At 45.0% G+C, this 24,903-nt stretch carries 18 protein-coding genes, 2 tRNA genes and 3 rRNA genes; 17 read left to right on the top strand and 6 right to left on the bottom strand.

Features of this window, described 5'->3' with window-relative positions; genetic code table 11:
- The first annotated feature begins 127 nt into the window (after positions 1-127).
- From AABA75_RS17595 to AABA75_RS17560, 8 genes are all read left to right on the top strand, one after another.
- Positions 128-400, top strand: coding sequence for a hypothetical protein (locus AABA75_RS17595; protein ID WP_338294050.1), 273 nt, complete (start codon positions 128-130; stop codon positions 398-400).
- Between the two features lie 552 nt (positions 401-952).
- Positions 953-1,612 (top strand): phage shock protein PspA, encoded by a 660-nt coding sequence (gene pspA / locus AABA75_RS17590; protein ID WP_338294049.1) that lies wholly within the window; start codon positions 953-955, stop codon positions 1,610-1,612.
- 28 nt (positions 1,613-1,640) lie between these two features.
- Positions 1,641-1,841: a PspC domain-containing protein gene (locus AABA75_RS17585; protein ID WP_338294048.1), complete on the top strand. Its 201-nt coding sequence runs from the start codon at positions 1,641-1,643 to the stop codon at positions 1,839-1,841.
- Positions 1,842-1,868: 27 nt separating this feature from the next.
- The gene (locus tag AABA75_RS17580) at positions 1,869-2,195 is read left to right on the top strand and encodes a hypothetical protein (RefSeq protein WP_338294047.1); all 327 of its coding nucleotides are present in this window, start codon (positions 1,869-1,871) and stop codon (positions 2,193-2,195) included.
- A 56-nt stretch (positions 2,196-2,251) separates the two neighbouring features.
- Positions 2,252-3,223, top strand: a complete 972-nt coding sequence (locus AABA75_RS17575) for a DUF2333 family protein (protein ID WP_338294046.1) — start codon at positions 2,252-2,254, stop codon at positions 3,221-3,223.
- A 155-nt stretch (positions 3,224-3,378) separates the two neighbouring features.
- Positions 3,379-5,193, top strand: coding sequence for an assimilatory sulfite reductase (NADPH) flavoprotein subunit (locus AABA75_RS17570; protein ID WP_338294045.1), 1,815 nt, complete (start codon positions 3,379-3,381; stop codon positions 5,191-5,193).
- Positions 5,193-6,893, top strand: a complete 1,701-nt coding sequence (cysI, locus tag AABA75_RS17565) for an assimilatory sulfite reductase (NADPH) hemoprotein subunit (RefSeq protein ID WP_338294044.1) — start codon at positions 5,193-5,195, stop codon at positions 6,891-6,893. The genes AABA75_RS17570 and cysI overlap by 1 nt, the downstream gene beginning before the upstream one ends.
- A complete protein-coding gene (locus tag AABA75_RS17560) occupies positions 6,886-7,641 on the top strand; it encodes a phosphoadenylyl-sulfate reductase (protein ID WP_338294043.1) in 756 nt (251 codons plus the stop codon). Before cysI ends, AABA75_RS17560 begins: the two co-directional genes overlap by 8 nt.
- 20 nt (positions 7,642-7,661) lie before the next feature.
- Here the strand turns inward: AABA75_RS17560 and AABA75_RS17555 are convergent, their stop codons facing one another.
- Complete coding sequence (locus AABA75_RS17555) at positions 7,662-8,486, bottom strand: TIGR03899 family protein (RefSeq protein ID WP_338294042.1); 825 nt, start codon at positions 8,484-8,486, stop codon at positions 7,662-7,664.
- A gap of 382 nt (positions 8,487-8,868) precedes the next feature.
- Here AABA75_RS17555 and AABA75_RS17550 point away from each other — a divergent pair, with 382 nt between their 5' ends.
- Positions 8,869-11,121: a bifunctional diguanylate cyclase/phosphodiesterase gene (locus AABA75_RS17550; protein ID WP_338294041.1), complete on the top strand. Its 2,253-nt coding sequence runs from the start codon at positions 8,869-8,871 to the stop codon at positions 11,119-11,121.
- Here the strand turns inward: AABA75_RS17550 and AABA75_RS17545 are convergent.
- Entirely contained in the window at positions 11,113-11,682 is a 570-nt protein-coding gene (locus tag AABA75_RS17545) for a uracil-DNA glycosylase family protein (protein ID WP_338294040.1), read from the bottom strand. The genes AABA75_RS17550 and AABA75_RS17545 overlap by 9 nt on opposite strands.
- Positions 11,683-11,770: 88 nt before the next feature.
- Between AABA75_RS17545 and AABA75_RS17540 the strand changes: the two genes are divergently transcribed.
- A complete protein-coding gene (locus AABA75_RS17540; RefSeq protein ID WP_338294039.1) occupies positions 11,771-12,109 on the top strand; it encodes a pyridine nucleotide transhydrogenase in 339 nt (112 codons plus the stop codon).
- Here AABA75_RS17540 and sthA read toward each other — a convergent pair.
- On the bottom strand, positions 12,106-13,542 hold the full coding sequence (gene sthA, locus AABA75_RS17535; protein ID WP_338294038.1) for a Si-specific NAD(P)(+) transhydrogenase: 1,437 nt from the start codon (positions 13,540-13,542) through the stop codon (positions 12,106-12,108). The genes AABA75_RS17540 and sthA overlap by 4 nt on opposite strands.
- Before the next feature lie 105 nt (positions 13,543-13,647).
- Positions 13,648-14,784, bottom strand: a complete 1,137-nt coding sequence (locus tag AABA75_RS17530) for an acyl-CoA desaturase (protein WP_338294037.1) — start codon at positions 14,782-14,784, stop codon at positions 13,648-13,650.
- 103 nt (positions 14,785-14,887) lie between these two features.
- On the opposite strand from AABA75_RS17530, the gene fabR reads away from it, so the two are divergent.
- On the top strand, positions 14,888-15,514 hold the full coding sequence (gene fabR / locus AABA75_RS17525; protein WP_338294036.1) for an HTH-type transcriptional repressor FabR: 627 nt from the start codon (positions 14,888-14,890) through the stop codon (positions 15,512-15,514).
- A 4-nt stretch (positions 15,515-15,518) separates the two neighbouring features.
- Here fabR and trmA read toward each other — a convergent pair whose 3' ends face one another.
- Positions 15,519-16,619, bottom strand: a complete 1,101-nt coding sequence (gene trmA / locus AABA75_RS17520) for a tRNA (uridine(54)-C5)-methyltransferase TrmA (protein WP_338294877.1) — start codon at positions 16,617-16,619, stop codon at positions 15,519-15,521.
- A gap of 165 nt (positions 16,620-16,784) precedes the next feature.
- Here trmA and AABA75_RS17515 point away from each other — a divergent pair, with 165 nt between their 5' ends.
- Complete coding sequence (locus AABA75_RS17515) at positions 16,785-18,047, top strand: DUF5610 domain-containing protein (RefSeq protein WP_338294035.1); 1,263 nt, start codon at positions 16,785-16,787, stop codon at positions 18,045-18,047.
- A 52-nt stretch (positions 18,048-18,099) separates the two neighbouring features.
- Here the strand turns inward: AABA75_RS17515 and AABA75_RS17510 are convergent, their stop codons facing one another.
- Complete coding sequence (locus AABA75_RS17510; protein ID WP_338294034.1) at positions 18,100-18,555, bottom strand: RNA recognition motif domain-containing protein; 456 nt, start codon at positions 18,553-18,555, stop codon at positions 18,100-18,102.
- 635 nt (positions 18,556-19,190) lie between these two features.
- Between AABA75_RS17510 and AABA75_RS17505 the strand changes: the two genes are divergently transcribed.
- The 5 genes from AABA75_RS17505 to rrf all read left to right on the top strand — a co-directional run bounded on the left by AABA75_RS17505 (position 19,191) and on the right by rrf (position 24,522).
- Positions 19,191-20,724, top strand: a 16S ribosomal RNA gene (locus tag AABA75_RS17505).
- A 107-nt stretch (positions 20,725-20,831) separates the two neighbouring features.
- Positions 20,832-20,908 (top strand) — tRNA-Ile (locus tag AABA75_RS17500).
- Between the two features lie 107 nt (positions 20,909-21,015).
- Positions 21,016-21,091, top strand: a tRNA-Ala gene (locus AABA75_RS17495).
- A gap of 327 nt (positions 21,092-21,418) precedes the next feature.
- Positions 21,419-24,289, top strand: a 23S ribosomal RNA gene (locus AABA75_RS17490).
- A gap of 117 nt (positions 24,290-24,406) precedes the next feature.
- Positions 24,407-24,522, top strand: a 5S ribosomal RNA gene (gene rrf, locus AABA75_RS17485).
- Together the 16S, 23S and 5S rRNA genes with 2 tRNA genes alongside form the textbook arrangement of a ribosomal RNA operon.
- The last annotated feature ends 381 nt before the right edge of the window (positions 24,523-24,903 follow it).

Genomic DNA, 24,903 nt, shown 5'->3' with positions numbered 1-24,903 from the left:
TAAAATTCATATAAATCAATAAGATAATAAATATTTTAAATCTGGCACAAGTATCGCTAAAACCTTTGTGTCGTTTATAGCGACATAAAGGGTTAACAGGGTTCAGTAATCAATCAGGAGTTAGATCATGTCGGGTAAGCTTAAAAATGTATTATTTGTTATCGCGGGTGTCACCTTAGCAGGTGCTGCAACTGCGCATGAAGTGTCGCTAAATGATGTAACGGACTATTACGTCCAGGAAGCATCAAGCAAAACCAGCGTTGAATTGCAAAACGCTGCCTATGCAGATGTATTAAACACCACGCACAAAGTTGAGTTGCAAGATAGTGGTATAGAGACACGGGTACTTATCAGCGCGACTCAAAATCAGTCTGATGAAGAAATAGCCGCTTCTGAATAAGTTATTCATTATGATTTCTTCATTCAGCCTGCTAGCCATTTTGTTGGCACCCGTACTCACATTTGGGTTAAGCGCTTTTCTGGTGAGTCTTTTGCACAAGATGCAACTGGAAAAGCATCAAGGGTCTTTTTAAAGAGAATAATCGGCAGATTATTCTCTTTTCTCATTTGCCTCACGTTTGTTTCTCAAGTCCTGCTTTATTGCATGTGCCAGCGTCACACACTATTCAAAGTCTCTCTCTATTTAGTTTAATTATTGATAATAAAACCACTCGAATTATTTTCAGCTTGCAAGCTGATCTCACATGTGGCTGTTTACATTCACTTTAGAGTACTTGTGAGTAGCAAAGTACAGGATTGGCTAAATTCACACATAATTGACCAATATCACCACTTTTTTGTTTTGGGATTATGACCTTCCAAAAATAAATATAAGGCATTCTTAAAAAAACCTTTAATTTCAATTAGATAATTAGTTTTCAAGATTGGCACGCTGATTGTAATCAATGTAGTAACTTATGTGAAAAACAGTTAAAGACCAAGGAGACCTGCTATGGGTGTATTTTCAAGAATGTCCGATATCCTGCAATCAAACATTAATTCTGCACTGGATAAAGCCGAAGATCCGGAAAAGTTGTTGTCATTGATCATTTCAGAAATGGAAGAAAACTTGGTGGAGATTCGAGCTATTGCTGCCAAACATCTCGCTGAGCAGAAAACCATTCAACGCAAATTAAGAGCGCTCAACAAAACCTCCTCAGATTGGGAAGAAAAAGCCCAGAAAGCCATCAGCAAAGAGCGCGATGACCTGGCCAGAGCGGCGCTGATAGAAAAGCAAAAAGTCGATGTAGAGATTGAGCACATCAATGGTGCCAATGAGCAGGTAACTGAAAACCTGGAAAAAATTCAAGAGGATTGCTCAAGGCTGGTGGCCAAACTGGCCGAAGCTAAAGCCAAGCGCAAAACCATGCAAACTCGATTTGAGCATGCCAAAACCCGGCTTGAAGTGAAGAAGCAAGTGGAAACCTACAATGTAGATCAGGTGTTGGGACGCTTCGAAAGCTATGAAACCAAAATTGATGAGTTGGAAGCCAAGGTTGATGCTTACGAATATACAACAGCGGCAAAATCCCTAAATGACGAATTTGCGCAAATGGAAGCTGAAGAAAAAATTGAGGCTGAGTTAGAGGCATTGAAGAAAAAGGTCGCTTAACCGCCATTTATAATACCGGAGAACAAATATGAAAGAGATGTACGATACCAATCGCATATATAAAAGCAGTATTAACAAAAAAGTAATGGGTGTCTGTGCGGGCATTGCTCGTCACTATGGTGTTGAGGCTTGGATGGTCAGGTTGGCAACCGTACTCGCTTTCCTTGCGTTTCCGGTTCCTATTGCCGCGGCCTATCTGGTTGCTGTAGTGTTATTGCCATCAAGATAAATCTTTTTGTCCGATTGAGGAGGAGTCATGAAAACGTTGTTGGTCGCTGTATTGTTACTGGTGGGGTTAACGTTATTGTGTGACGAACCTTCTTTCGGATGGTACGCAGTTCACCTCGATGGTTTGCAGATGTTTGAGCCTTTTTTGGAAGGTCTAATCTTTGTCATCATTGCAGGTGCACTGTTATTATTCGGTTTATTTTTAGCTGTCAGCTTGGTTGGCGCTTTACTATTGGGCTTTGGTGCCGTGTTATTCAGTGTTTTATTTATCGGCTTGCACATGTTCTGGCCCATCTTGTTTTTATTACTTGTTATTTATTTAGTTGCAGGTGGGGGCAAACAAACGGCATCATAGTTTGGTATCATTGCCATAAACCTAAAAGTGGATGACAAAACCAGGAGTGAATGGATATGGAAAAAGCATTAGACAAACGTTGGATAATTGCATCAGTCAGTATTGTTTTTGTACTCATTTTTTTTCTGGTTTTTTACTGGAGCGCTGAACCTGATACTTTTGATGTCAGGGAGCAAACTAATCAGCCTCCGGTGACCGGTGTTACGCTCACCCGGACCTTACACACCGTGGGAAGCACACTGCTAGATAAACCTGGTGGTTATCTGTCTAACGATGTCATACCGCCTTCTGTATTTATGGATGACATGCCCGCTTGGGAATTCGGTGTACTTGAGATGGTGCGAGACCTGGCATTAGCAATGCGCAAGGATTTTAGTCGCTCTCAATCTCAGTCTATTGAGAATCCAGCTCTGGTTATTGCACAGCCCGCTTTAAACGTAAATCATAGAGGATGGATATTACCTTCTGCCGAGTCGCAATATCGAAAAGGGTTGGATGCTATTGATGATTATCTGCTGGATTTGCAAGATCCAAGGCAGGGAGAGGCGCAGTTTTACGCCCGTGCAGACAACTTGCGTGAATGGCTTAAACAAGTAGAAAAACGCTTGGGCAGCCTGTCTCAACGATTAAGCGCCAGCGTTGGGCAGGAAAGAATTAACACAGACCTGGCGGGCGATCCAAATGCCAGACAGTCTACACCTTCCGCGCAAAATTTAATGATTAAAACCAGCTGGTGGCAATTAGACAATAACTTTTACGAAGCCCGTGGCGCCAGTTGGGCCTTGCTGCACTTTTTAAAAGCGGTTGAGGTGGATTTTGCTGACGTACTGGAAAAGAAAAATGCGCGCGTTAGTTTGCAGCAAATCATTCGGGAACTAGAGGCAACCCAACAAACCGTGTGGAGCCCCATGATTTTAAACGGCAGTGGCTTTGGTGCGCTGGCAAATCATTCACTCGTGATGGCTAACTACATCTCCAGAGCCAATGCGGCAATTATTGATTTATCTGAGTTACTGAGTCAGGGCTAATGGTGAGCTCGGGGGCGAGAAGGTCCCCATATGATATGTTTTTTTTCTTTCATTAGTTTTTAATCTTTTTGGTTATTAAAAATCATCTTTAATTCTTTCAAGTTATGAATAAGTAGCGTTAACCTTGTAGTGTATTTTCAAAGGTTAATTAAATTATGGCTACATCAGGAAATCCGGCGTACTCGCCAGTTGCACTTCTTAATGAACAACAATGGCAGCAACTAAATGCTGCAGTGTCAGGACTCGATAGTACCCAACTATTGTGGGCAAGTGGCTATCTTGCAGGTTTGGCACAAGCCGGGCAGTTGCCCGCAGCACCTGTTGCACATCCTGAAGCGGTAGCAAGCAAAAGTGTTACTATCCTTTATGGGTCTCAGACCGGTAATGCCAAGAGCCTGGCAGAGCAATATCTGGACAAAGCCAAAGCCGATGGTATCAATGCCAAATTGTTTAACATGGCAGATTACAAACCTAAAAACCTTAAAAACGAAAGCCATATTGTAATTGTTGTTAGCACCCACGGTGAGGGTGATGCACCTGATGATGCTGTGCAGCTACATGAATTTTTAGGCAGCAAAAAGGCGCCTAAGCTCGATGGTCTCAAGTATTCCGTTCTTGGTTTGGGCGATAGCAGCTATGAGTTTTTCTGCCAGACCGCAAAAGACTTTGACGAAAGGCTCAATAAATTAGGTGCCACACCAATTGTTGCTCGCGTTGATTGTGACGTAGACTTTGAAACTGATGCTGATGTCTGGAGCAACCAGTTAACCTCGCGATTACAGGAAGAATTCAAATCTGCCGAAGTTGTCTCTATTCCGGGAATTCAGCGTAGCACTGCTCAACCGCAATCTCAGTCGCAGTATTCCAAAAAGAATCCTTTTGCTGCCGAGCTTATTGAAAGTATCAAAATTACTGGACGTGATTCGGTTAAAGATATTCGTCATATCGAAATTTCACTGGAAGAGTCCGGTTTAGAATATCAGCCCGGTGACGCTCTGGGTGTTTGGTTTTTGAATGACGAAGCCCTGGTGGCTGATATTCTGAGCCTGTTGGGTATTGATGAAACCACGGAAGTTAAGCTGAAAGACGAAAGCTTCACCGTGAAAGCTGCCTTAGTTGAAAAGTTGGAATTGACCCAGAGTTATCCCGGTTTTGTACAAAAATATGCTGATGCAACTGGGGCTGAAGAAGTCGCAGCTCTGCTAAATGACAAGGCGCAATTGCGAGAGTACCTGGCAGACAGGCAAATCATCGACGTGATTAAAGAATTTCCAGCGCAAATCACTGCCCAGCAACTGGTGGATTCACTTCGCCCACTGATGCCAAGGCTTTATTCCATAGCCAGCAGCCAGGCTGAAGTGGAAGATGAAGTGCATCTAACGGTTGCTTTGGTGGAGTATGAAAAGTTTGGTTTCCAGCATCAAGGTGGCGCCTCCGGCTATTTAGGGACGCGGTTAGAAGAAGGCCAAAAAGTAAAGGTATATGTTGAGAAAAACGCTAACTTCAGATTGCCAGAAGATCCCAATACTCCGGTCATTATGGTAGGGCCCGGAACCGGTATCGCTCCTTTCAGAGCCTTTATGCAAGAGAGAGAAGCACAAGAGGCCGAAGGTAAAAACTGGCTGTTTTTTGGTAATCCTAATTTCACTCAAGACTTCCTCTACCAGGTGGAGTGGCAACGCTTTTTAAGCGAGGGGGTGCTGGATAAGATCTCTCTTGCTTTTTCCAGAGATCAGAAAGATAAAATTTATGTACAGCATCGCCTGTTAGAGAGCGGTGCTGAAGTTTGGCAATGGCTAGAGCAGGGCGCGCACTTTTATGTGTGTGGCGATGCCACTCATATGGCCAAAGATGTCAATGATGCCTTGTTAAGCATCGTCCAGCAGTATGGCAAAAAGTCAGCCGAAGAGGCGGAGCAGTATATTAATGATTTGCGCAGAGCAAAGCGTTATCAGAAGGATGTTTATTAATGAGTACCGGTAATAATCACGGCAAACCTTCACCGAATGAAAGAATTAAGGGTGACAGTAATTTTCTGCGTGGAACAATCGCAGAAGATCTGAAAGATAATGTAACTGGTGGATTTGGTCCGGATAATTTCCAGTTAATTCGATTTCACGGTATGTACCAACAGGACGATCGCGATATTCGAGCGGAGCGTGCAAAACAAAAGCTGGAGCCTTTGCACAATGTGATGTTGCGCGCCAGATTACCCGGAGGGATCATTAATCCTGAGCAGTGGTTAGCGATTGATAAATTCGCTGATGATTACTCCTTATATGGCAGTATTCGACTGACGACACGTCAAACCTTTCAGTTTCACGGAGTGCTGAAGCCAAACATTAAATTGATGCATCAAACGCTGAATAAAGTGGGAATTGATTCTATTGCAACCGCTGGCGATGTTAATCGCAACGTTTTGTGCACCTCAAACCCATATCAATCTGAGCTGCACCAAGAAGCCTATGATTGGGCCAAAAAAATAAGTGAGCACTTGCTACCTAAAACACGTGCTTATGCTGAAATTTGGTTGGATGGGGAAAAGTTAGAAACAACAGATCAAGAACCAATCTTGGGTGAGAAATATCTGCCCCGGAAGTTCAAAACCACCGTAGCAATCCCTCCGCAAAACGATGTGGATGTGCATGCCAACGATTTGAGTTTTATTGCTATTGCTGAAAACGGAAAGCTGGTGGGCTTTAATGTATTGGTAGGTGGTGGATTAGCCATGACGCATGGCGACTCTGAAACTTATCCAAGACAAGCTGATAACTTTGGATATATCTCCAAAGAAGATACGTTAAAGGTGGCTGAGGCGGTAGTGACCACTCAACGAGATTGGGGTAATCGCAGTAATCGTAAAAATGCCAAAACTAAGTACACCCTTGAAGCTGTTGGTGTGGAAGTATTTAAAGCCGAAGTTGAACGCCGTGCAGGGGTGAACTTCGCAGAACCGCAACCATTTGAATTTACTGCTCGTGGCGATCGCATTGGCTGGGTAGAAGGTATTGATGGCAAACATCACCTCACCGTGTTTATAGAAAACGGACGTATCTTAGACTTTGAGGGCGCGACTTTAAAAACGGGCTGCGCAGAGATTGCCAAAGTCCACAAAGGTGATTTCAGAATCACGGCAAATCAGAATTTAATTATTGCGGGTGTTGCCACAGAAGATAAAGCTCAAATAGAGCAATTGGCCCGTCAGCACGGATTGTTGCAGGACGGTGTTTCACCACAGAAAAAAGCCTCCATGGCCTGTGTGTCTTTACCTACTTGCCCGCTCGCAATGGCAGAGGCTGAACGCTATCTACCCGAGGCAGTTGAAAGATTAGAAACAATCTTGAAAAAACACGGTGTTGCTGAAGAGGAAATTATTTTCCGTATTACGGGCTGCCCTAATGGATGTGGTCGAGCCATGTTGGCGGAAATCGGCTTGGTGGGTAAGGGACCCGGAAAGTACAACTTGCATCTGGGTGGTGATTATACCGGAACCCGAATTCCGAGAATGTACAAAGAGAATATTTCCGAAGATGAAATCTTTGCAGATATCGATTTGTTAGTGGGCCGATGGGCAAAAGAGCGTAATGATGACGAGCGCTTCGGTGATTTTCTGATCCGAGCAGATGTCATCAAGCCAGTAATTGATCCTGCGAGAGATTTTTATGACTAATGCAGCACTACAGCAGCTAAGTAATGTAAAATTGGATCCAGCAACGCTGTCGTCACAGCAGTTGCTGGAAATCAATAACCAACTGGAGAAATCCAGTGCTCAAGAGCGCATAAGCTGGGCAATGGAACACCTGCCTGAAAACTTCATGGTGTCTTCCAGCTTTGGAATTCAAGCTGCTGTAATGCTGAAGTTGATTACCGAGCAAATGCCAGACATCCCGGTTGTGTTTACTGATACGGGATACCTTTTTCCAGAAACTTATCAGTTTGCCGACCAGTTAACGGAAAAACTCAATCTGAATTTGAAAACCTACCGAGCCAGCCTTTCTCCTGCATGGCAGGAGGCCCGATTTGGAAAGCTTTGGGAAAAAGGCGAAGAAGGCCTGGCCAAATATAACCACATGAATAAAGTTACTCCTATGCGGATTGCGCAGGAGGAGCTGGACATAAAAAGTTGGTTTGCTGGTTTACGCAGAACCCAGTCTGATCAGCGCAATACTTTGTCGGTTCTGCAAATTGTGGACGATAAATTCAAAGTGTATCCAATTTTGGACTGGACCAATAAAGACATTCATTATTTTCTGGAAGAAAATAATTTGCCTTATCATCCTCTTTGGGAACAGGGCTATGTTTCTGTCGGTGATTGGCATACGACAAGGCCGTTAGAGGCAGGTATGAGCGAACAAGACACCCGCTTTAATGGGTTGAAAAGAGAGTGTGGATTGCACGAATTCGGTGATGGTATTTAATTACCTTAATTTGAGTAACTTTATACTACATCGAAATCGACTGATAAAAAGGTCTTAAGCTTCTCCAGGTAAGCATGGCCCGGTTCCGTGGCTACCAACTTACTTAATTCTGCGCCGGTGGGCGTAAATTTATAATAATTCAAAAACAAACTGCTGCGTTTTGGGGATAAGTGGATGGTATGGTTCCCCAAACGCCATTCAGTGCGAGAACGCGTGGAAAGCTCGCCAGACTCAATTTCCGAGTTGTAAATAAGGCCCGCATCCATAAGAGACAATATGTCTGGATAAGGGAGACCAAACTCGGCAAGGTTGAGCTGGCGATTCTTGTTGAGGTGTAAAAAGCGGATGAATGAGGGCTTTTGATAATAGCCATAAATGATTTTGGGGCTGTATTCTCCCTTCTTCCTTGAAGACAGACTTACTGCCGCCTGAAACATCTTGGCATCCCGTTGAGTTAATTCTTTTAAAGTGCGTAACGTTCTGGTTGAGAAAGTACCGGGAGTGGTAACTTCAACTGCAAATATCTTTCCCCAGATTTCTTGCATAGTGGGTGAATAGATATCTTCTGCCATTGTGACGAAACTAAAAAACCAATCGGGATCAATATTCTCTGCGGTGTCTGAATCAGGGCAAAACTCCAGCGCCTTCTCCATAACATTTTCAAGATTTTGTAGCTTGCGTTGTTCACTAATGATGCGACGACGTTCTGTCTTTTTATTTGCATCTCGCTCGAAGCCATCACTCTTTTTAGAAACTCCGGCTTGAGCAAACCAGCTGGTAATGCGATTCGTTATGGCTTGTGATGATTTTCGCTCTGCAGTTTTGTCGGATTCGGGGAGTTGCACGGCTTCCGTAACGGAATCTGTTTTTTTTGACTGGTTATCGATTGTGGTGCTGCGCCTGACACGCTTCGTACATCTGTCATAAAATATTCAAAAGACTGCAGAGCTTGAACTTATCATTAATATGCCACTATTTTCATTAAAATGTCCCTGACTTTGGGTAATTTTAGGCGGTCGGCTGGAAAATCGTGAGTTGTGATGGTTTTTTGTACAGTAAAACCCCTCATTCAATGTTAATAGATGTTTCGCTTTTGCTGACTTTAGGCTAAGGTAAGTTCAATAAGTGAAAAAAGCAGAGCCACTTGCAAACCGATGTGCTTTAAACAGAGGTGATGGCGTACAAGGTTTTAGTCAACTTACTATAATAATATTTGGCGAAGAGTAGATGTGTCCCACTGATTACGAGAATGATGAATTAATCTTCCTGGATGAAGAAGATGTTGATGTAGAAGCGTCCGAGTCAACAGCAGGAGTTTGGCATGTGCTGGTTGTGGACGATGACGAGGAAATTCACTCCGTTACCCGCCTGGCCCTTTCAGATTTGAGCCTCAATGGCAAAAGTTTGTGTTTTCATCATGCCTATTCAGGCGAAGAGGCCTTGTCATTTCTTAGGGAGCGAGGACATGAAATCGCAGTACTGTTACTTGATGTTGTGATGGAAGCTGATGATGCCGGGCTTCAGGTTGCGCGCAAAATGCGTGAGGAAATGAATCTTGAAGAACCTCGAATCATCTTGCGTACCGGGCAGCCGGGTTACGCGCCTGAAGAAAGTGTCATTAAAGAATACGATATCAATGACTACAAAACTAAGACTGAGCTAACTCGCAGTAAGCTGGTAACGACTATTATTGCTTCTTTGCGTTCTTATCAACAAATTTTAACTATCAATCAGAGCCGCAAAGGACTTGAAAAAATCATTGGCTCAGCCGCAAACCTGTTGGAGGAACACTCCGTAAAGGGCTTTTGTGAAGGCGTAGTGGAGCAAATCAGCTCTTTAATTGGCCTCGAAGCGGGCGGTGTACTATGTGCGCGGGCTGGCTCTGTGCTGGATAAAGAGGAAGACGGCGTTTACGTCCTTGGCGCTGCGGGAGACTTTGCTACCTTCATAAATGAAAGACTGGAAAGTATTCGCAATGATAAAATTGTGATGCACGTCACCCAATGTCTTCAGATGAGAAATCATATCTTTGGTGAAGATTATTCGGTTCTCTACATGGATAGTTCGGGCTATGAAGCCGCAGTGTACATCCAGGCCGGTAATGAGATTAGCGACGTAAACAAGCAATTGTTGGAAGTGTTTCTGTCTAGTGTCTCTGTAGGTTATGAGAATGTGAACCTCTTCCATCAATTGCGCAATGCAGCTTTCAGGGATTATCTTACCAAGCTACCTAATCGCAACGAGTTCATCAATATGCTGGATGAGCTCAATCGCACAGATAACGACTCTGATGCGGATATGATTGCGCTAATCGACATTAATCACTTCTCTGATATCAATGATGGCTTGGGTCAAGAAGTCGGCAACAAGCTGTTGATTGCGGTTTCAGAGAGACTGACAGAAAAATTTGGTGACACTTGTCTGATGGCAAGAATTGGTGCTGATGTATTTGGCTTAATTGGTAAGAGTGACAAAATCGCGCCTAAACAAATCGATTCAGTATTTTCTGTACCTTTTAAGGCCGGCGATCACACCTTACCCGTGAATATCACCATCGGATTAACACGCCTATTGGAATCCGCCAGCGGTATTAATCTACTCAAGCAAACTAATATTGCATTGAATCGCGCCAAGAAAAACATCACCACAAACTATGAGTTTTACGCCCCAGAGATGGAAGAAAAAACCACCTGGCGTTTGGGAATGATTCGTCAATTGCGAGCGGACTTTGCCGAACGAAAATTACAGGTATGGTTCCAACCACAAATCGACCTTGCTACCGAGAAAGTTATAGGAATGGAGGCCTTGTTACGTTGGCCTTCTCGCGAAGGTGGATATGTTTCGCCGGCGGTATTTGTGCCGCTAGCAGAATACTCGGGTTTGATTATTGAGATAGGTGAATGGGTGTTACTTGAATCCTGTGAACGCTTGAAAGCGCTCGAAGGTTTAGGTTACAAGGACTTAAGGGTCGCGGTGAATATCTCAATGCCGCAGTTTAGAGATCCTCGTTTTGTGCCTCTTATCAAGGACACCTTAAATAAACTGGAAATTAAGCCGAAAAATCTTGAGTTGGAGATAACAGAAAGCTTGGTTATGGACGACCCGCAAATTGTTGTCGAGTCATTAAAAGATCTTAAAAGTAGTGGTGTGCAGATTGCCATTGATGATTTTGGAACAGGCTTCTCATCTATGAGCTATCTGCAACAATTACCATTAGATCGTCTTAAAGTTGATCGTGCCTTTGTTAAAGAGGTTGAACCAGGTAAACAAGCCTTTATTGCTGAAACTATCGTTACCCTGGGGCAGAAACTGGGCTTAAAAACGATTGCTGAAGGGGTGGAAAAACGCGAACAAGCCAAGTACATGTTGGATCTCGGCTGTGATGAAGCTCAGGGCTATCTATTTGCTAAACCTATGCCTTATGACGAACTTATCGAATTCCTGGCGAAACATGACTCCTCGGAGTCGCCTTCAGACTGATAAAGCATTGCCCACTAGCTTTTGATATTCAGGCAAAACCTCTGCTTCAAACCAGGGGTTTTTCTTTATCCAGATATTATTTCTGGGCGATGGATGAGGTAGTGGCAGATAATCTGGTGTGTAGTGTTGCCATTGGCGACAGCGGTCAGTCAACGAAAGCTTGTCATTGAGGTAGTATTGTTGTGCGTGACTCCCTACCAGTAACTTCGGAATGTGAACAGGTAGTGTTGTTAAGATTTTGGGGTGCCAAAAAGGAGCGCATTCTTTTTTTGGTGGCAAGTCACCACTTTTCCCCGAGCCCGGAAAGCAAAAGCCCATAGGTATTAAAGCAACCTGCTCTGAGTCGTAAAATACATTTTTCGTTAGATTTAGCCATCTTCTCAATCGCTCTCCTGATTTGTCGTTCCAGGGCTTACCCGTTTCATGAGCTAATCTTCCTGGAGCCTGACCTATAACAATGATTTTTGCACTTTTCCCTAGCTGTAATATCGGCTTGGGAGACTGTGGCAATGAAGCTTTGCACAGGTCGCATTTGCTTATAATTTGAATTAAATTTTTCATACAAAAAAAGAATATAATCGAAAATGGTTACATTGGTAATTAATTGTGCTATGTTAATAATGTGATTGGCTCTTATTTGGAGGTAAAGGTGCGTAAATCAGTTTTGTTTTTGGTATCAACCTTAGTAAGTACAATGTCTTTTGCCGAGTCTGTCCAGGATAAAAATAACTTGTTCAAGTGCGTTGACTCGACAGAACTAAGCTTAAATGCTGAGTGCTTGTCTCAAACTATTGAAAGCAATGTTAAATTTAAAGAATTTCAGTCTGATTTCCAGATGCAAATTGGAGATCTAGGCGGTAACGCAATGGCGACTATGAAGTTTTACCCGGAACTCATGGAAATTCATATCATCGCTCATGATGACGAAGCAAGCAGCGGTGCTCTGGCCAAGCTTGACACAGAGCAAAGCAAAGACGCTTACTATTAAGTAAATAAACGGTTTAAGCCGTTGATGGCAGCTACCCTGTAGGCCTCAGCCATGGTGGGGTAATTAAAGGTAGTGTTAACAAAGTAATCAATACTGTTAGCACTGCCTCCTTGCTGCATAATTGCCTGTCCTATATGCACGATTTCGGAAGCACGTTCCCCAAAACAATGTATTCCCAATACTTCTTTAGTTTCCCGGTGAAAAATGATTTTTAATCCGCCAACTAAACTGTGAGCGATTTGCGCTCTTGCCAGATGCTTAAACTGTGCTCTGCCTACTTCATAAGGAACTTTTTGTGCGGTCAACTCTTGCTCGGTTTTGCCGACAGAACTAATTTCCGGAATGGTGTAAATACCCGTGGGGATATCTTCAACCAGCGTTGAGTGACTTTCACCTTGAAGCATCGCCTCGCCAGCGAAACGCCCTTGATTATATGCCGCAGAAGCAAGACTTGGATAACCTATAACATCTCCGACAGCGTAGATGTTGTCTATAGAGGTTTTGTAATTAGCATCTACTCGTAACTGTCCTCGACCATCAGCTTCAAGGCCAACAGCTGACAAGTTAAGCATATCAGTATTGCCCGTACGACCATTGGCAAATAGCAAACAGTCGGCTTTCATCTTCTTACCCGATTGCAAATTCAGAACTACCCCATCGTCTCTGCCTTCGATGGATTCATACTGTTCGTTATGACGTATAACAATACCACTGTTCCACAGGTGATAACTGATGGCGTCCGATATTTCTGCATCAAGGAAAGAGAGTAGTCTCTCACGCATGTTGACCAGGTCTACTTTCACATCCATACCGCGAAATATACTGGCATATTCAGTGCCGATAACACCTGCACCGTAGATGATAATACTTTTAGGGTCGTGATTAAGCGACAGTATAGTATCGCTGTTATAAACCCTGGGATGATTGAAATCGACGTCTTTAGGAGTGTAAGGCCTTGAGCCGGTAGCAATAGCGAATTGTTCTGCTGTTAGAGTTTCAACAGAGCCATCTGGGTGGTTGATTTTTAAGGTATGCTCATCAACAAAGGAAGCCTCACCATGTAAAACGGTGACGCGATTGCGCTCGTAAAAACCTCTGCGTAATTGGGTTTGTTTGCGAATAACCGAGGAGGCGTGGCTAAGAATTTGCTCGAAAGTTAAGTGATGCGCTTTTTCACTGTCGTTGAATAGTGGATTACTATTGTATTCGATTAAACGGCTTACAGAGTGCCTTAATGCTTTTGAGGGAATCGTTCCCCAGTGAGTGCAACCACCGCCAACCAATTCATATTTCTCAACGATTGCAACTTTTTTGCCGGCCTTGGCCAGCTGCATGGCGACACCTTCGCCCCCGGGACCGCTACCAATAACGATAGCGTCAAATTGATATTTTGGTTTTGCAGTTACCCGTTTACGACTCGCTCTTTTAGCCATTTTTGTCTCCAATTCAAACGCTTAAGGAGAATAATAGCCAGGTAACTGCAATTGTGAAACTGTTTAGTCTGAACAGTGAGTGCTGATTTTAGGTTCGAGGCCCGATTAGCAAGCGTACTGCAAAGGCATTCTACTCAAATCCAACCATTTGTTTCGCTGCACTGCCAGAGACGCTTTTAATTCCTTGTACTTATAGCGGATCTCCAGTCCTTCGTAGGACTGAATGAGCGCGCGTTTCTTTATTTCCATTAATCTTTTACGGGCTTGATAAAACTCTGTCATTTTCACAACCAATGCGTCGTATTCGATCTGGAGCTTGGCCAGAATTTCTTCTTTGTTTGGGTGTCCAAGGCTGAGAGCCTTTTCAGTGGCATACTGTAATTGCATCGCTAGTCGTGCCTTTTCGATGCGCTCTTCCGGGCACCGACGCAAATTATAGGTAAGTTTTAACCAGGACAAGCCACTGATTAACCATTTAGTGGGATCAAACTGCCACCAACGGATGCCATTGCGATAGTCGTATTCGAAAATGTGATGAAAATTGTGGTAACCCTCACCAAAAGTGAAGAAGGCCAAAATATCATTATCTTTTGCCGTATTTTTATCTGTGTAAGGTTGACGTCCCCACAAATGCGCCAGTGAGTTAATGAAAAAAGTTACGTGGTGCACAACCACTAAGCGTAATACTCCGGCCCACAGTAACATGCCTAATACATCACCGTTGAGCCATCCCAGTAACGCAGGGATACCGATATTGGCTGCAATTGAAATTTTTCCGTAGTGTTTATGTTGCCACATCACAACTTTGTCTTTTTGTAAGTCACGGCAGTTGGCATAATCTACAAAGGGATTGGTTTTATAATCTCTGAGCATCCAACCCAGATGCGAAAACCAAAATCCTTTTCTGGCGGAGTAAGGATCCCTTTCGTTATCATCTACGTGCTTGTGGTGAATTCGGTGATCTGAACTCCAATGTAAAATACTGCGTTGTACCGCCATGGCGCCAAAAATAGCGAAGAGTATGCGAATAACAGCATGTGCTTCGTAGGCTTTGTGCGACCATAATCGATGATATCCGGCGGTGATAGACATCCCAGACATCCAGATAAATACAATACATGCAATGATTTCAGCCCAGTCCAGGCCATTGATGACTGCTTCAATAGGCACTGCAAATACAGCGACAGCAGTGGTAAAAAGAAAGAATAAAACGTTAACAATTAAAAGGCGTGGTTTGGTCATCGGAATATTTAAGCTTACAAGTGTTCGCTAATTTTAGTGCCTTCAATTATGATTGGCAACCTGTAACCGAAAACAAACATTTGATTCAAGCAGGGGAAGATATTTGAATCGAAAGGAACAAAAACTAAAAACTCGTAGGTCGATAATTGATGCTGCCTTTTCTATATTGGATGAGCAGAGAGGCCTGTCTAGTATTTCCTTGCGGGAAGTGGCTCGCAAAGCCGGTATTGCTCCGACCTCTTTTTACCGGCATTTCACTGACATTGATGAGCTAGGATTGACCCTTGTAGATGAAGCAGGCCTGGCACTGAGGCAGTTGATGCGTCAAGCACGCATCCGTATCGAGTCTGGTGGCAGTGTAATCCATACTTCCGTGAGTACTTTTATGGAATACGTCTCTGCTAATAGTAATGTTTTTCGCTTGTTATTACGTGAACATACAGGCACATCACAGGCATTCAGGGCTGCGGTGCAAAGAGAGATAAGTCATTTTGTTGACGAGCTTACAGATTACACGGTGGAAACTACTAAAATGAGTCGTGAAATGTCCGGCTTGCAAGCAGAAGCAATGGTGCGGATCGTGTTTAGCGCAGGAGCGGATGCGATTGATGCCTCGCCGGAACAAATGCAAATGCTTGCCCAGCGAGTGGAAAAACAATTGCGCTTTATCGCTATCGGGGCATTACGCTTTTCTCGTTCCGACAATACTTCCGAGGAAGAGGGCGTGTAGCGCCCTACCTTTTTCTTAAAATCACGCCTGTTTCGATGTGATGGGTATAAGGAAACTGATCGAATAGTGCTACTTTAGCGACATCATGGCTACTGTTGAGGCTGGCTATATTATCTATCAATGTTTCCGGGTTACAGGATATATAAATAATTTCATTATAATCCCTTATCAACTCTATGGTTTCGGGATCAACTCCGGCTCGGGGAGGATCCACCAAAACCGTTGATATATCGAGCTCGTCAAGTCCCGCACCTTCAAGGCGCTTTTTATTGCCCCCGTTTTTGTAGTATTCGGTAAATTCCTCACTGGACATTCGGGCAACAAACACATTATCCAGCTTGTTTAGTTTAATGTTGTGGTTCGCGGCCATTACCGAAGTGCGGGATATTTCAGTTCCCACCACTTTGCGAAAGTTTTGCGCCAGTGGAATAGAGAAGTTGCCGGCGCCACAATAAAACTCAAGGAGGTCACTTTCCTTATTTTTTTTGGTATTGTCGAGACACCATTCAATCATGGCCTGATTAACGTATGGGTTTGGCTGAGTGAAACTGTTTTCAATGTGCATAAAATGGTATTCCTGATTATGCACGGAGAGGGTCTCGGTGATGTAATCCTGCTCTTTTACTACCTTTTGCTTTCTGGCTCGTCCGACAAAATGGACTTTATGAGTGGTTCCAAGCTTCTCTTTTAAATCAGAAATGGCGGCTTCCCACTCTGCATCCAATTGACGGTGGTAAAGCAATGAAATAACAGTCTCGCCACTTAGCCCACTTAAATAATCTATTTGGAACAACTTGCGGCGTAGAACCGGCTTATCTTTTATATGAGAAAGCAGCAGAGCCATAAGTTCGTTAATGGTTTCTATTGCCACCGGAAATTGGTCCACGCGGTACTTCTCTTTGCTCTCTTTGTTAAACATTATGTGGTATAGCTCATCGCCTTCATGCCACACTCTAAACTCCGCCCTGGAACGGTAATTTTTTGGTGGAGAAGGGTATACCTCCAATTCATCGCGATAGTATGGTTGGAAAAGTGTTGTTAATCGTTCGTGCTTTTCGTTGAGTTGTACCTGATATTGCTCAGGGTCACTGGAGAAGTTTTGCATAGTGCGGTGGTCACCAAAATTAGGTTGGTTAGAAGGTTTAAGCAATCGCGAATAATACCATAAACTGGCTGAAAATCAGTGCATCCCTGACTTTATCTGTAATAGAGACTAAAATCTGTACTGTCGGGGTCGATAACATGGATGAGGTTAATTGAGGAAAGTGTCATGAACTTAGGTGATATCAAATCCACAGGTGCCGAAAAAGCGCAAGTGGAGGGTAAAAAGGTAACGCCTGATAAACTAGCTACGGCAGGGGACAATCAGGCTTTAAAGGCAATGGTAGACGAACAGGTGTCGCTGAGTAGCAATGCCAAGTCTGTTGCTGCCGCTCGTATTCTGCAATCTAGTTTCGACCAGAATGTGATGTTTTCCGGTCAAGCAGAATTATTGGCGGACTTAAAACCCAAACCCAAAAATCAACCATTTGACTTTGAAGAAGTGGCTGAGAATGTTCTCACCTTCATTGGTGGCGCGTTGAAGTTAGCAAAGCAAAATGGCGCTGATGATGAAAAACTCACTGAAATGTTTGAGCAGGCTCGCAAAGGTGTTGAGAAGGGGATTTCCTTGGCACGCAAAGATCTTGCAGCATTTATGAATGAAGAGTTAGATGAGGGGATCACTAATAGTCTTAAAGCTATTACTAAAGGCTTAGATGAGCTCAAAGAAGAGTACTTTGGTAAACCTGAATCTGAAGCTGTCGGCGCAAGCTTGGGTGTCGCTGGGACTCAGGAAGAGAGTAGCGAACTGAAACTGAGAACGGCTGAAGGCGATGAGGTTACTATTTCTTTCGAATCTATTCAGCGTTTTAGAGCCCAACAAGAAGTGTACGCTAGCCAGCAGACATCCGAAGGTGGAACTGTCGAAGTCGCGGCTGGATACAGAGAATCCTATGAGTTTTTCCAAAGTGAGCGATTTAGTTTTTCGGTAAAAGGCGACTTAAGCGCCCAAGAGTTGGAAGATATCGCCAAGTTTGTGGAGCAAACGTCCGGAGTTGTTGATGAGTTTTTTAATGGTGACATCGAGAAAGCTTATCAGCAGGCAAGCGACATAGGGCTGGAAGACTCGCAAATTACAGCATTTGCTTTGGAGCTATCCAAGAGTGAGCAGTTGGAAACCGTGCAGCGTTACGAGCAGGTTTCCAATTATAATGAGAGTGAAGCAGAGAAAACCGAAAGACCACCGATCAAAACTATCTCTGAATATCTGGATAATTTGTTGGACTCCATCGGTAAAAACGATCAAATCTTTGGCCAACGTAATACCTTTGATGAACTCGTGAATGGTCTTATCAGCGAAGTTGAGAATATAAAAACACCAGAGTTACTTGAAGCGTTTAATCGTTTTCAGGAGTTTAATCAGAGGTTGTTGAGTAGTCTACCCGAAGCCCAAAGTTCTGTCCCTGAACCTGAACCAAATAATGTAACCTAATAAAAAAGGCGCTAAAGCGCCTTTTTTGTTTCACCAAAAGTGCTGAATCAGCTCAAGATTCATCCCTGTCATTTCTGTCTTTGGCAACGCGTACCTTCAATGTGCGATCTTCAAATTCACTGTCATTGAGCTTTTTGATAATGTTGTCGACGTCTTTTTCGGGTACTTCAACAAAACCGAAGCCTTTGCGTTTTCCTGTTTTTCGATCCCGTAATAGTCTAACAGAATGAACCTTAGTGACTTTTTCAAAATAGTCTTTTACGGCTTGTTCGTTTACTCGATAAGGAAGGTTTCCTACATATAAGGTAGCTAATTCGCTATCAGAATCTTCTGTATCGTCAGAAACGTCTTTGTTTTTCGCTGCGAAACTTATGGTTAACGCTGAAATAAGAGCGCCAGCTAAAAAAGCAATGGATGAATCGAGATTGAAAAGTTCAAATGCTAAGAGCAAATAGCCTGCTACACCAATAAGTGCACCAATTGCCAAGCCTGGTAAGAAAAGTGGCATGAGATATCCTTTAACTATAATTATTGTAATAAGTAATAGTGCGCTTTTGTATCCCTGAAAAGGTGACACCGAATAAATTCACGCACAATAGAACATAGTAACCAATATCTGCTCAAACACAATGTTATGTTGCAAAGCTACTGTAGGTATACGCGGGCGGTGACTGCCGTACTGATTATTCATATAGATGGAACTACAAAGCCCCCTTTGATTAAGCAATATAGCCCGACAGATGCCGGTAATAGATGGTTTTTACAGCGGCATGGTCAATAAATCAGCGAACAAACCTTTTTTGTCAAAAATTTACAATAAAGTGTTGACGGTGAAGATGATGTCTGTAGAATGCGCGCTCGCTTCAGGGGGAAACACTCGGGAGCAGCTGCTAAAGGCACAAAAACTGAATTGCGTAAAAACTCTACAGGCCTTTAGTGAGGCGGACTTCAACAAGTTACTTGAAAAAATAAATTCAAATAAAATGTTGACAGTCACAAAGGGAAGTGTAGAATGCGCATCCCGCTTGAGGAGAGACTCAAGCAGCCGAAAACGGCAACGTTCTTTAACAATCAGCAATAAGACAATCTGTGTGGGCATCGATTGATTTTGATGTCGACCCAAAAAATTTATATTTTCGATTTTAATTGAAGAGTTTGATCATGGCTCAGATTGAACGCTGGCGGCAGGCCTAACACATGCAAGTCGAACGGTAACAGGAAGTGCTTGCACTTCGCTGACGAGTGGCGGACGGGTGAGTAATACTTAGGGAACTGCCCCGGGGTGGGGGACAACCATTGGAAACGATGGCTAATACCGCATAACGTCTACGGACCAAAGGGGGCTTCGGCTCTCGCCCTGGGATGAACCTAAGCGAGATTAGCTTGTTGGTGAGGTAACGGCTCACCAAGGCGACGATCTCTAGCTGTTCTGAGAGGAAGATCAGCCACACTGGGACTGAGACACGGCCCAGACTCCTACGGGAGGCAGCAGTGGGGAATATTGCACAATGGGGGAAACCCTGATGCAGCCATGCCGCGTGTGTGAAGAAGGCCTTCGGGTTGTAAAGCACTTTCAGTTGTGAGGAAAGGTTGATGGTTAATACCCATCAGCTGTGACGTTAGCAACAGAAGAAGCACCGGCTAACTCCGTGCCAGCAGCCGCGGTAATACGGAGGGTGCGAGCGTTAATCGGAATTACTGGGCGTAAAGCGCACGCAGGCGGCTATATAAGCCAGATGTGAAAGCCCCGGGCTTAACCTGGGAGAGTCATTTGGAACTGTATGGCTAGAGTTTTGGAGAGGGGAGTGGAATTCCAGGTGTAGCGGTGAAATGCGTAGATATCTGGAGGAACATCAGTGGCGAAGGCGGCTCCCTGGCCAAAAACTGACGCTCATGTGCGAAAGCGTGGGTAGCGAACAGGATTAGATACCCTGGTAGTCCACGCCGTAAACGCTGTCTACTAGCTGTATGCGGATTCATTTCTGTGTGTAGCGAAGCTAACGCGCTAAGTAGACCGCCTGGGGAGTACGGCCGCAAGGTTAAAACTCAAATGAATTGACGGGGGCCCGCACAAGCGGTGGAGCATGTGGTTTAATTCGATGCAACGCGAAGAACCTTACCTACACTTGACATGCAGAGAACTTTCCAGAGATGGATTGGTGCCTTCGGGAACTCTGACACAGGTGCTGCATGGCTGTCGTCAGCTCGTGTCGTGAGATGTTGGGTTAAGTCCCGCAACGAGCGCAACCCTTGTCCTTAGTTGCCAGCATTTGGTTGGGCACTTTAAGGAGACTGCCGGTGACAAACCGGAGGAAGGTGGGGACGACGTCAAGTCATCATGGCCCTTACGTGTAGGGCTACACACGTGCTACAATGGCAGATACAGAGGGATGCGAGACAGTGATGTGGAGCGGAGCCCTTAAAGTCTGTCGTAGTCCGGATTGGAGTCTGCAACTCGACTCCATGAAGTCGGAATCGCTAGTAATCGCAGGTCAGCATACTGCGGTGAATACGTTCCCGGGCCTTGTACACACCGCCCGTCACACCATGGGAGTGGGATGCAAAAGAAGTAGTTAGTCTAACCTTCGGGAGGGCGATTACCACTTTGTGTTTCATGACTGGGGTGAAGTCGTAACAAGGTAACCCTAGGGGAACCTGGGGTTGGATCACCTCCTTACGTAAAGGTGTCGAATTGAATTCAATTCGATGTTCACACAGATTGTTTTATTGTTTAAAAGTAAAGAAGACCGAAGACAGCCTAAGCCGTTGGCTCAGGTGCATCATAGGCCTGTAGCTCAGCTGGTTAGAGCGCACCCCTGATAAGGGTGAGGTCGGCAGTTCAAGTCTGCCCAGGCCTACCAAATCTTCCTTATGCTTCGTTATTGAGTTCGTCGTTTAGCAGGCTAAACGTCCTCACTCAAACCTCGCCTAAGAAAGATTATAATCCCAATCTTCGGTAATAGATTATGGGGCTATAGCTCAGCTGGGAGAGCGCCTGATTTGCATTCAGGAGGTCAGCAGTTCGATCCTGCTTAGCTCCACCACTTCTTTACGCAGACTGAAATGCCTTAATGAATAGGCTCGCTAGAGATTATTCATTAGGGTTTTTGTCTGAATTGCTCCATGCAATTACAGAGCTTTCCTCCTTCCATGGAGGTCATACTCTAAACTGTTCTTTAACAAACTGGAAAAGCTGATAAATCATCGATATTGATGTATTGCAAAAGTAATGCATTTGATATCAACCAAGTATGTATTTTTAAAAATTTAGGGTAAACGATAGCGTTTTACTCTATCTGACATAGGCGAGTTACAGTCAACAGCAGCGTCTGTTCATAAGATGGCAACATTGAGTGATACAGGGGTTGTATGATTAAGTGACTAAGCGTATACGGTGGATGCCTTGGCAGTCAGAGGCGATGAAGGACGTGTAAATCTGCGAAAAGCGTAGGTAAGGTGATAAAACCCGTTATAACCTACGATGTCCGAATGGGGAAACCCGGCCTTTTAGGTCATCTGTAACTGAATTCATAGGTTGCAGAAGCAAACGAGGGGAACTGAAACATCTAAGTACCCTCAGGAAAAGAAATCAATTGAGATTGCCTTAGTAGCGGCGAGCGAACGGGTAACAGCCGATGGTTTATGTTGTAGTGGAATCTTCTGGGAAGTTGAGCGATACAGGGTGATAGCCCCGTACACGAAGCAACATAAAGCACATATTAAGTAGGACGGGACACGTGTTATCTTGTCTGAAGATGGGGGGACCATCCTCCAAGGCTAAATACTCCTGACTGACCGATAGTGAACCAGTACCGTGAGGGAAAGGCGAAAAGAACCCCGGCGAGGGGAGTGAAATAGAACCTGAAACCGTATACGTACAAGCAGTGGGAGCAGACTTGTTCTGTGACTGCGTACCTTTTGTATAATGGGTCAGCGACTTATATTTTGTAGCGAGGTTAACCGAATAGGGGAGCCGTAGCGAAAGCGAGTCTTAACTGGGCGCGTAGTTGCAAGGTATAGACCCGAAACCCGGTGATCTAGCCATGGGCAGGTTGAAGGTTGAGTAACATCAACTGGAGGACCGAACCCACTAACGTTGAAAAGTTAGGGGATGACCTGTGGCTGGGGGTGAAAGGCCAATCAAACCGGGAGATAGCTGGTTCTCCCCGAAAGCTATTTAGGTAGCGCCTCGGACGAATACCATTGGGGGTAGAGCACTGTTTGGGCTAGGGGGTCATCCCGACTTACCAACCCCATGCAAACTCCGAATACCAATGAGTACTATCCGGGAGACACACGGCGGGTGCTAACGTCCGTCGTGGAGAGGGAAACAACCCAGACCGCCAGCTAAGGTCCCCAAATATTGCTAAGTGGGAAACGATGTGGGAAGGCTAAGACAGCTAGGAGGTTGGCTTAGAAGCAGCCACCCTTTAAAGAAAGCGTAATAGCTCACTAGTCGAGTCGGCCTGCGCGGAAGATGTAACGGGGCTAAGCAATATACCGAAGCTGCGGCAGCACGTAAGTGCTGGGTAGGGGAGCGTTGTGTAAGTGGATGAAGGTGAATCGAGAGGTTTGCTGGACATATCACAAGTGCGAATGCTGACATGAGTAACGATAATGGGGGTGAAAAACCCCCACGCCGGAAGACCAAGGTTTCCTGTCCCATGCTAATCAGGGCAGGGTAAGTCGGCCCCTAAGGCGAGGCAGAAATGCGTAGTCGATGGGAAACGGGTTAATATTCCCGTACTTTTATATACAGTGATGGGGTGACGGAGAAGGCTAGGCTGGCGTGGCGTTGGTTGTCCACGTGAAAGTGCGTAGGCTGGGGACTCAGGTAAATCCGGGTTCCTAAGGCCGAGACACGAGACGAGCTACTACGGTAGCGAAGCAGTTGATGCCCGGCTTCCAGGAAAATCCTCTAAACGTATGTATATAAGAACCGTACCCCAAACCGACACAGGTGGTCAGGTAGAGAATACTAAGGCGCTTGAGAGAACTCGGGTGAAGGAACTCGGCAAAATAGTACCGTAACTTCGGGAGAAGGTACGCCCCTGTTTGTGAACACTTCGCGTGGTAAGCAGATGGGGGTCGCAGTGACCAGATGGCTGGGACTGTTTATTAAAAACACAGCACTGTGCTAAATCGAAAGATGACGTATACGGTGTGACACCTGCCCGGTGCCGGAAGGTTAATTGATGGGGTTAGCGTAAGCGAAGCTCTTGATCGAAGCCCCGGTAAACGGCGGCCGTAACTATAACGGTCCTAAGGTAGCGAAATTCCTTGTCGGGTAAGTTCCGACCTGCACGAATGGTGTAACCATGGCCATGCTGTCTCCACCCGAGACTCAGTGAAATTGAAATCGCAGTGAAGATGCTGTGTACCCGCACCTAGACGGAAAGACCCCGTGAACCTTTACTACAGCTTGGCACTGAACATTGACCCTACATGTGTAGGATAGGTGGGAGGCTTTGAAGCGTTGTCGCCAGATAGCGTGGAGCCGTCCTTGAAATACCACCCTTGTATGTTTGATGTTCTAACACTGACCCGTAATCCGGGTTGTGGACAGTGTCTGGTGGGTAGTTTGACTGGGGCGGTCTCCTCCCAAATAGTAACGGAGGAGCACGAAGGTTAGCTAATCACGGTCGGACATCGTGAGGTTAGTGCAATGGCATAAGCTAGCTTAACTGCGAGACAGACACGTCGAGCAGATACGAAAGTAGGTCATAGTGATCCGGTGGTTCTGAATGGAAGGGCCATCGCTCAACGGATAAAAGGTACTCCGGGGATAACAGGCTGATACCGCCCAAGAGTTCATATCGACGGCGGTGTTTGGCACCTCGATGTCGGCTCATCACATCCTGGGGCTGAAGTCGGTCCCAAGGGTATGGCTGTTCGCCATTTAAAGTGGTACGCGAGCTGGGTTTAGAACGTCGTGAGACAGTTCGGTCCCTATCTGGTGTGGGCGTTGGATGATTGATGGGAGCTGCTCCTAGTACGAGAGGACCGGAGTGGACGAACCGCTGGTGTTCGGGTTGTGATGCCAATCGCATTGCCCGGTAGCTACGTTCGGAACGGATAACCGCTGAAAGCATCTAAGCGGGAAGCCGGCCCAAAGATGAGTCATCCCTGACAGTTTAACTGTCCTGAAGGGTTGTTTAAGACTAAGACGTTGATAGGCAGGGTGTGGAAGCGTTGTAAGGCGTTAAGCTAACCTGTACTAATTGCCCGCGAGGCTTAATCATACAACACCCGGTATTATTTGGTGTTGTGACAAACAAGCACTTGCTTATGTTAAGAGTAAGACGCGCTTACCCTCATACACGATTTATCAGAATTTCCAAGTTTGTTTCCAGTTTTTGTCTGGCGGCCATAGCGATACGGAACCACCTGAATCCATTCCGAACTCAGCAGTGAAACGTATTAGCGGCGATGGTAGTGTGGGGCTTCCCCATGTGAGAGTAGCACACCGCCAGGCTCCTATTTAGAAAGAAGGCTACCCAGTTGGGTGGCCTTTTTTCGTTTCTGCGGCAGTAAACATTATCATTCCTGGCGTTCATGTCGGGTAGCCTCCTTTCTAAATAGAACTTACCGTGCTACCTCATGGGGAAACCTAACCCATCAATAGTAACTTCATCATCTGCGTTGTGATTAGAGCACGAGTAACAATCGTCCCTGAAGGGGCATCCAGCCTCGCCATCCATGGCGAGTCGTTCAGGCGGGCGCTGCTGCGCAGCTAAAGAATCCGCCTTCACCCCCATGTGAGAGTAGCACACCGCCAGGCTCCTATTTAGAGAAAGGGTTATCCGAAAGGGTAGCCCTTTTTGCATTTGCGATTCCGAAAAGTCATGGTGTTGTA

It is taken from the genome of Planctobacterium marinum (assembly GCF_036322805.1).
GTDB classification, from domain to species: domain Bacteria; phylum Pseudomonadota; class Gammaproteobacteria; order Enterobacterales; family Alteromonadaceae; genus Planctobacterium; species Planctobacterium marinum_A.
This window is presented reverse-complemented; position numbering and strand designations above follow the sequence as displayed.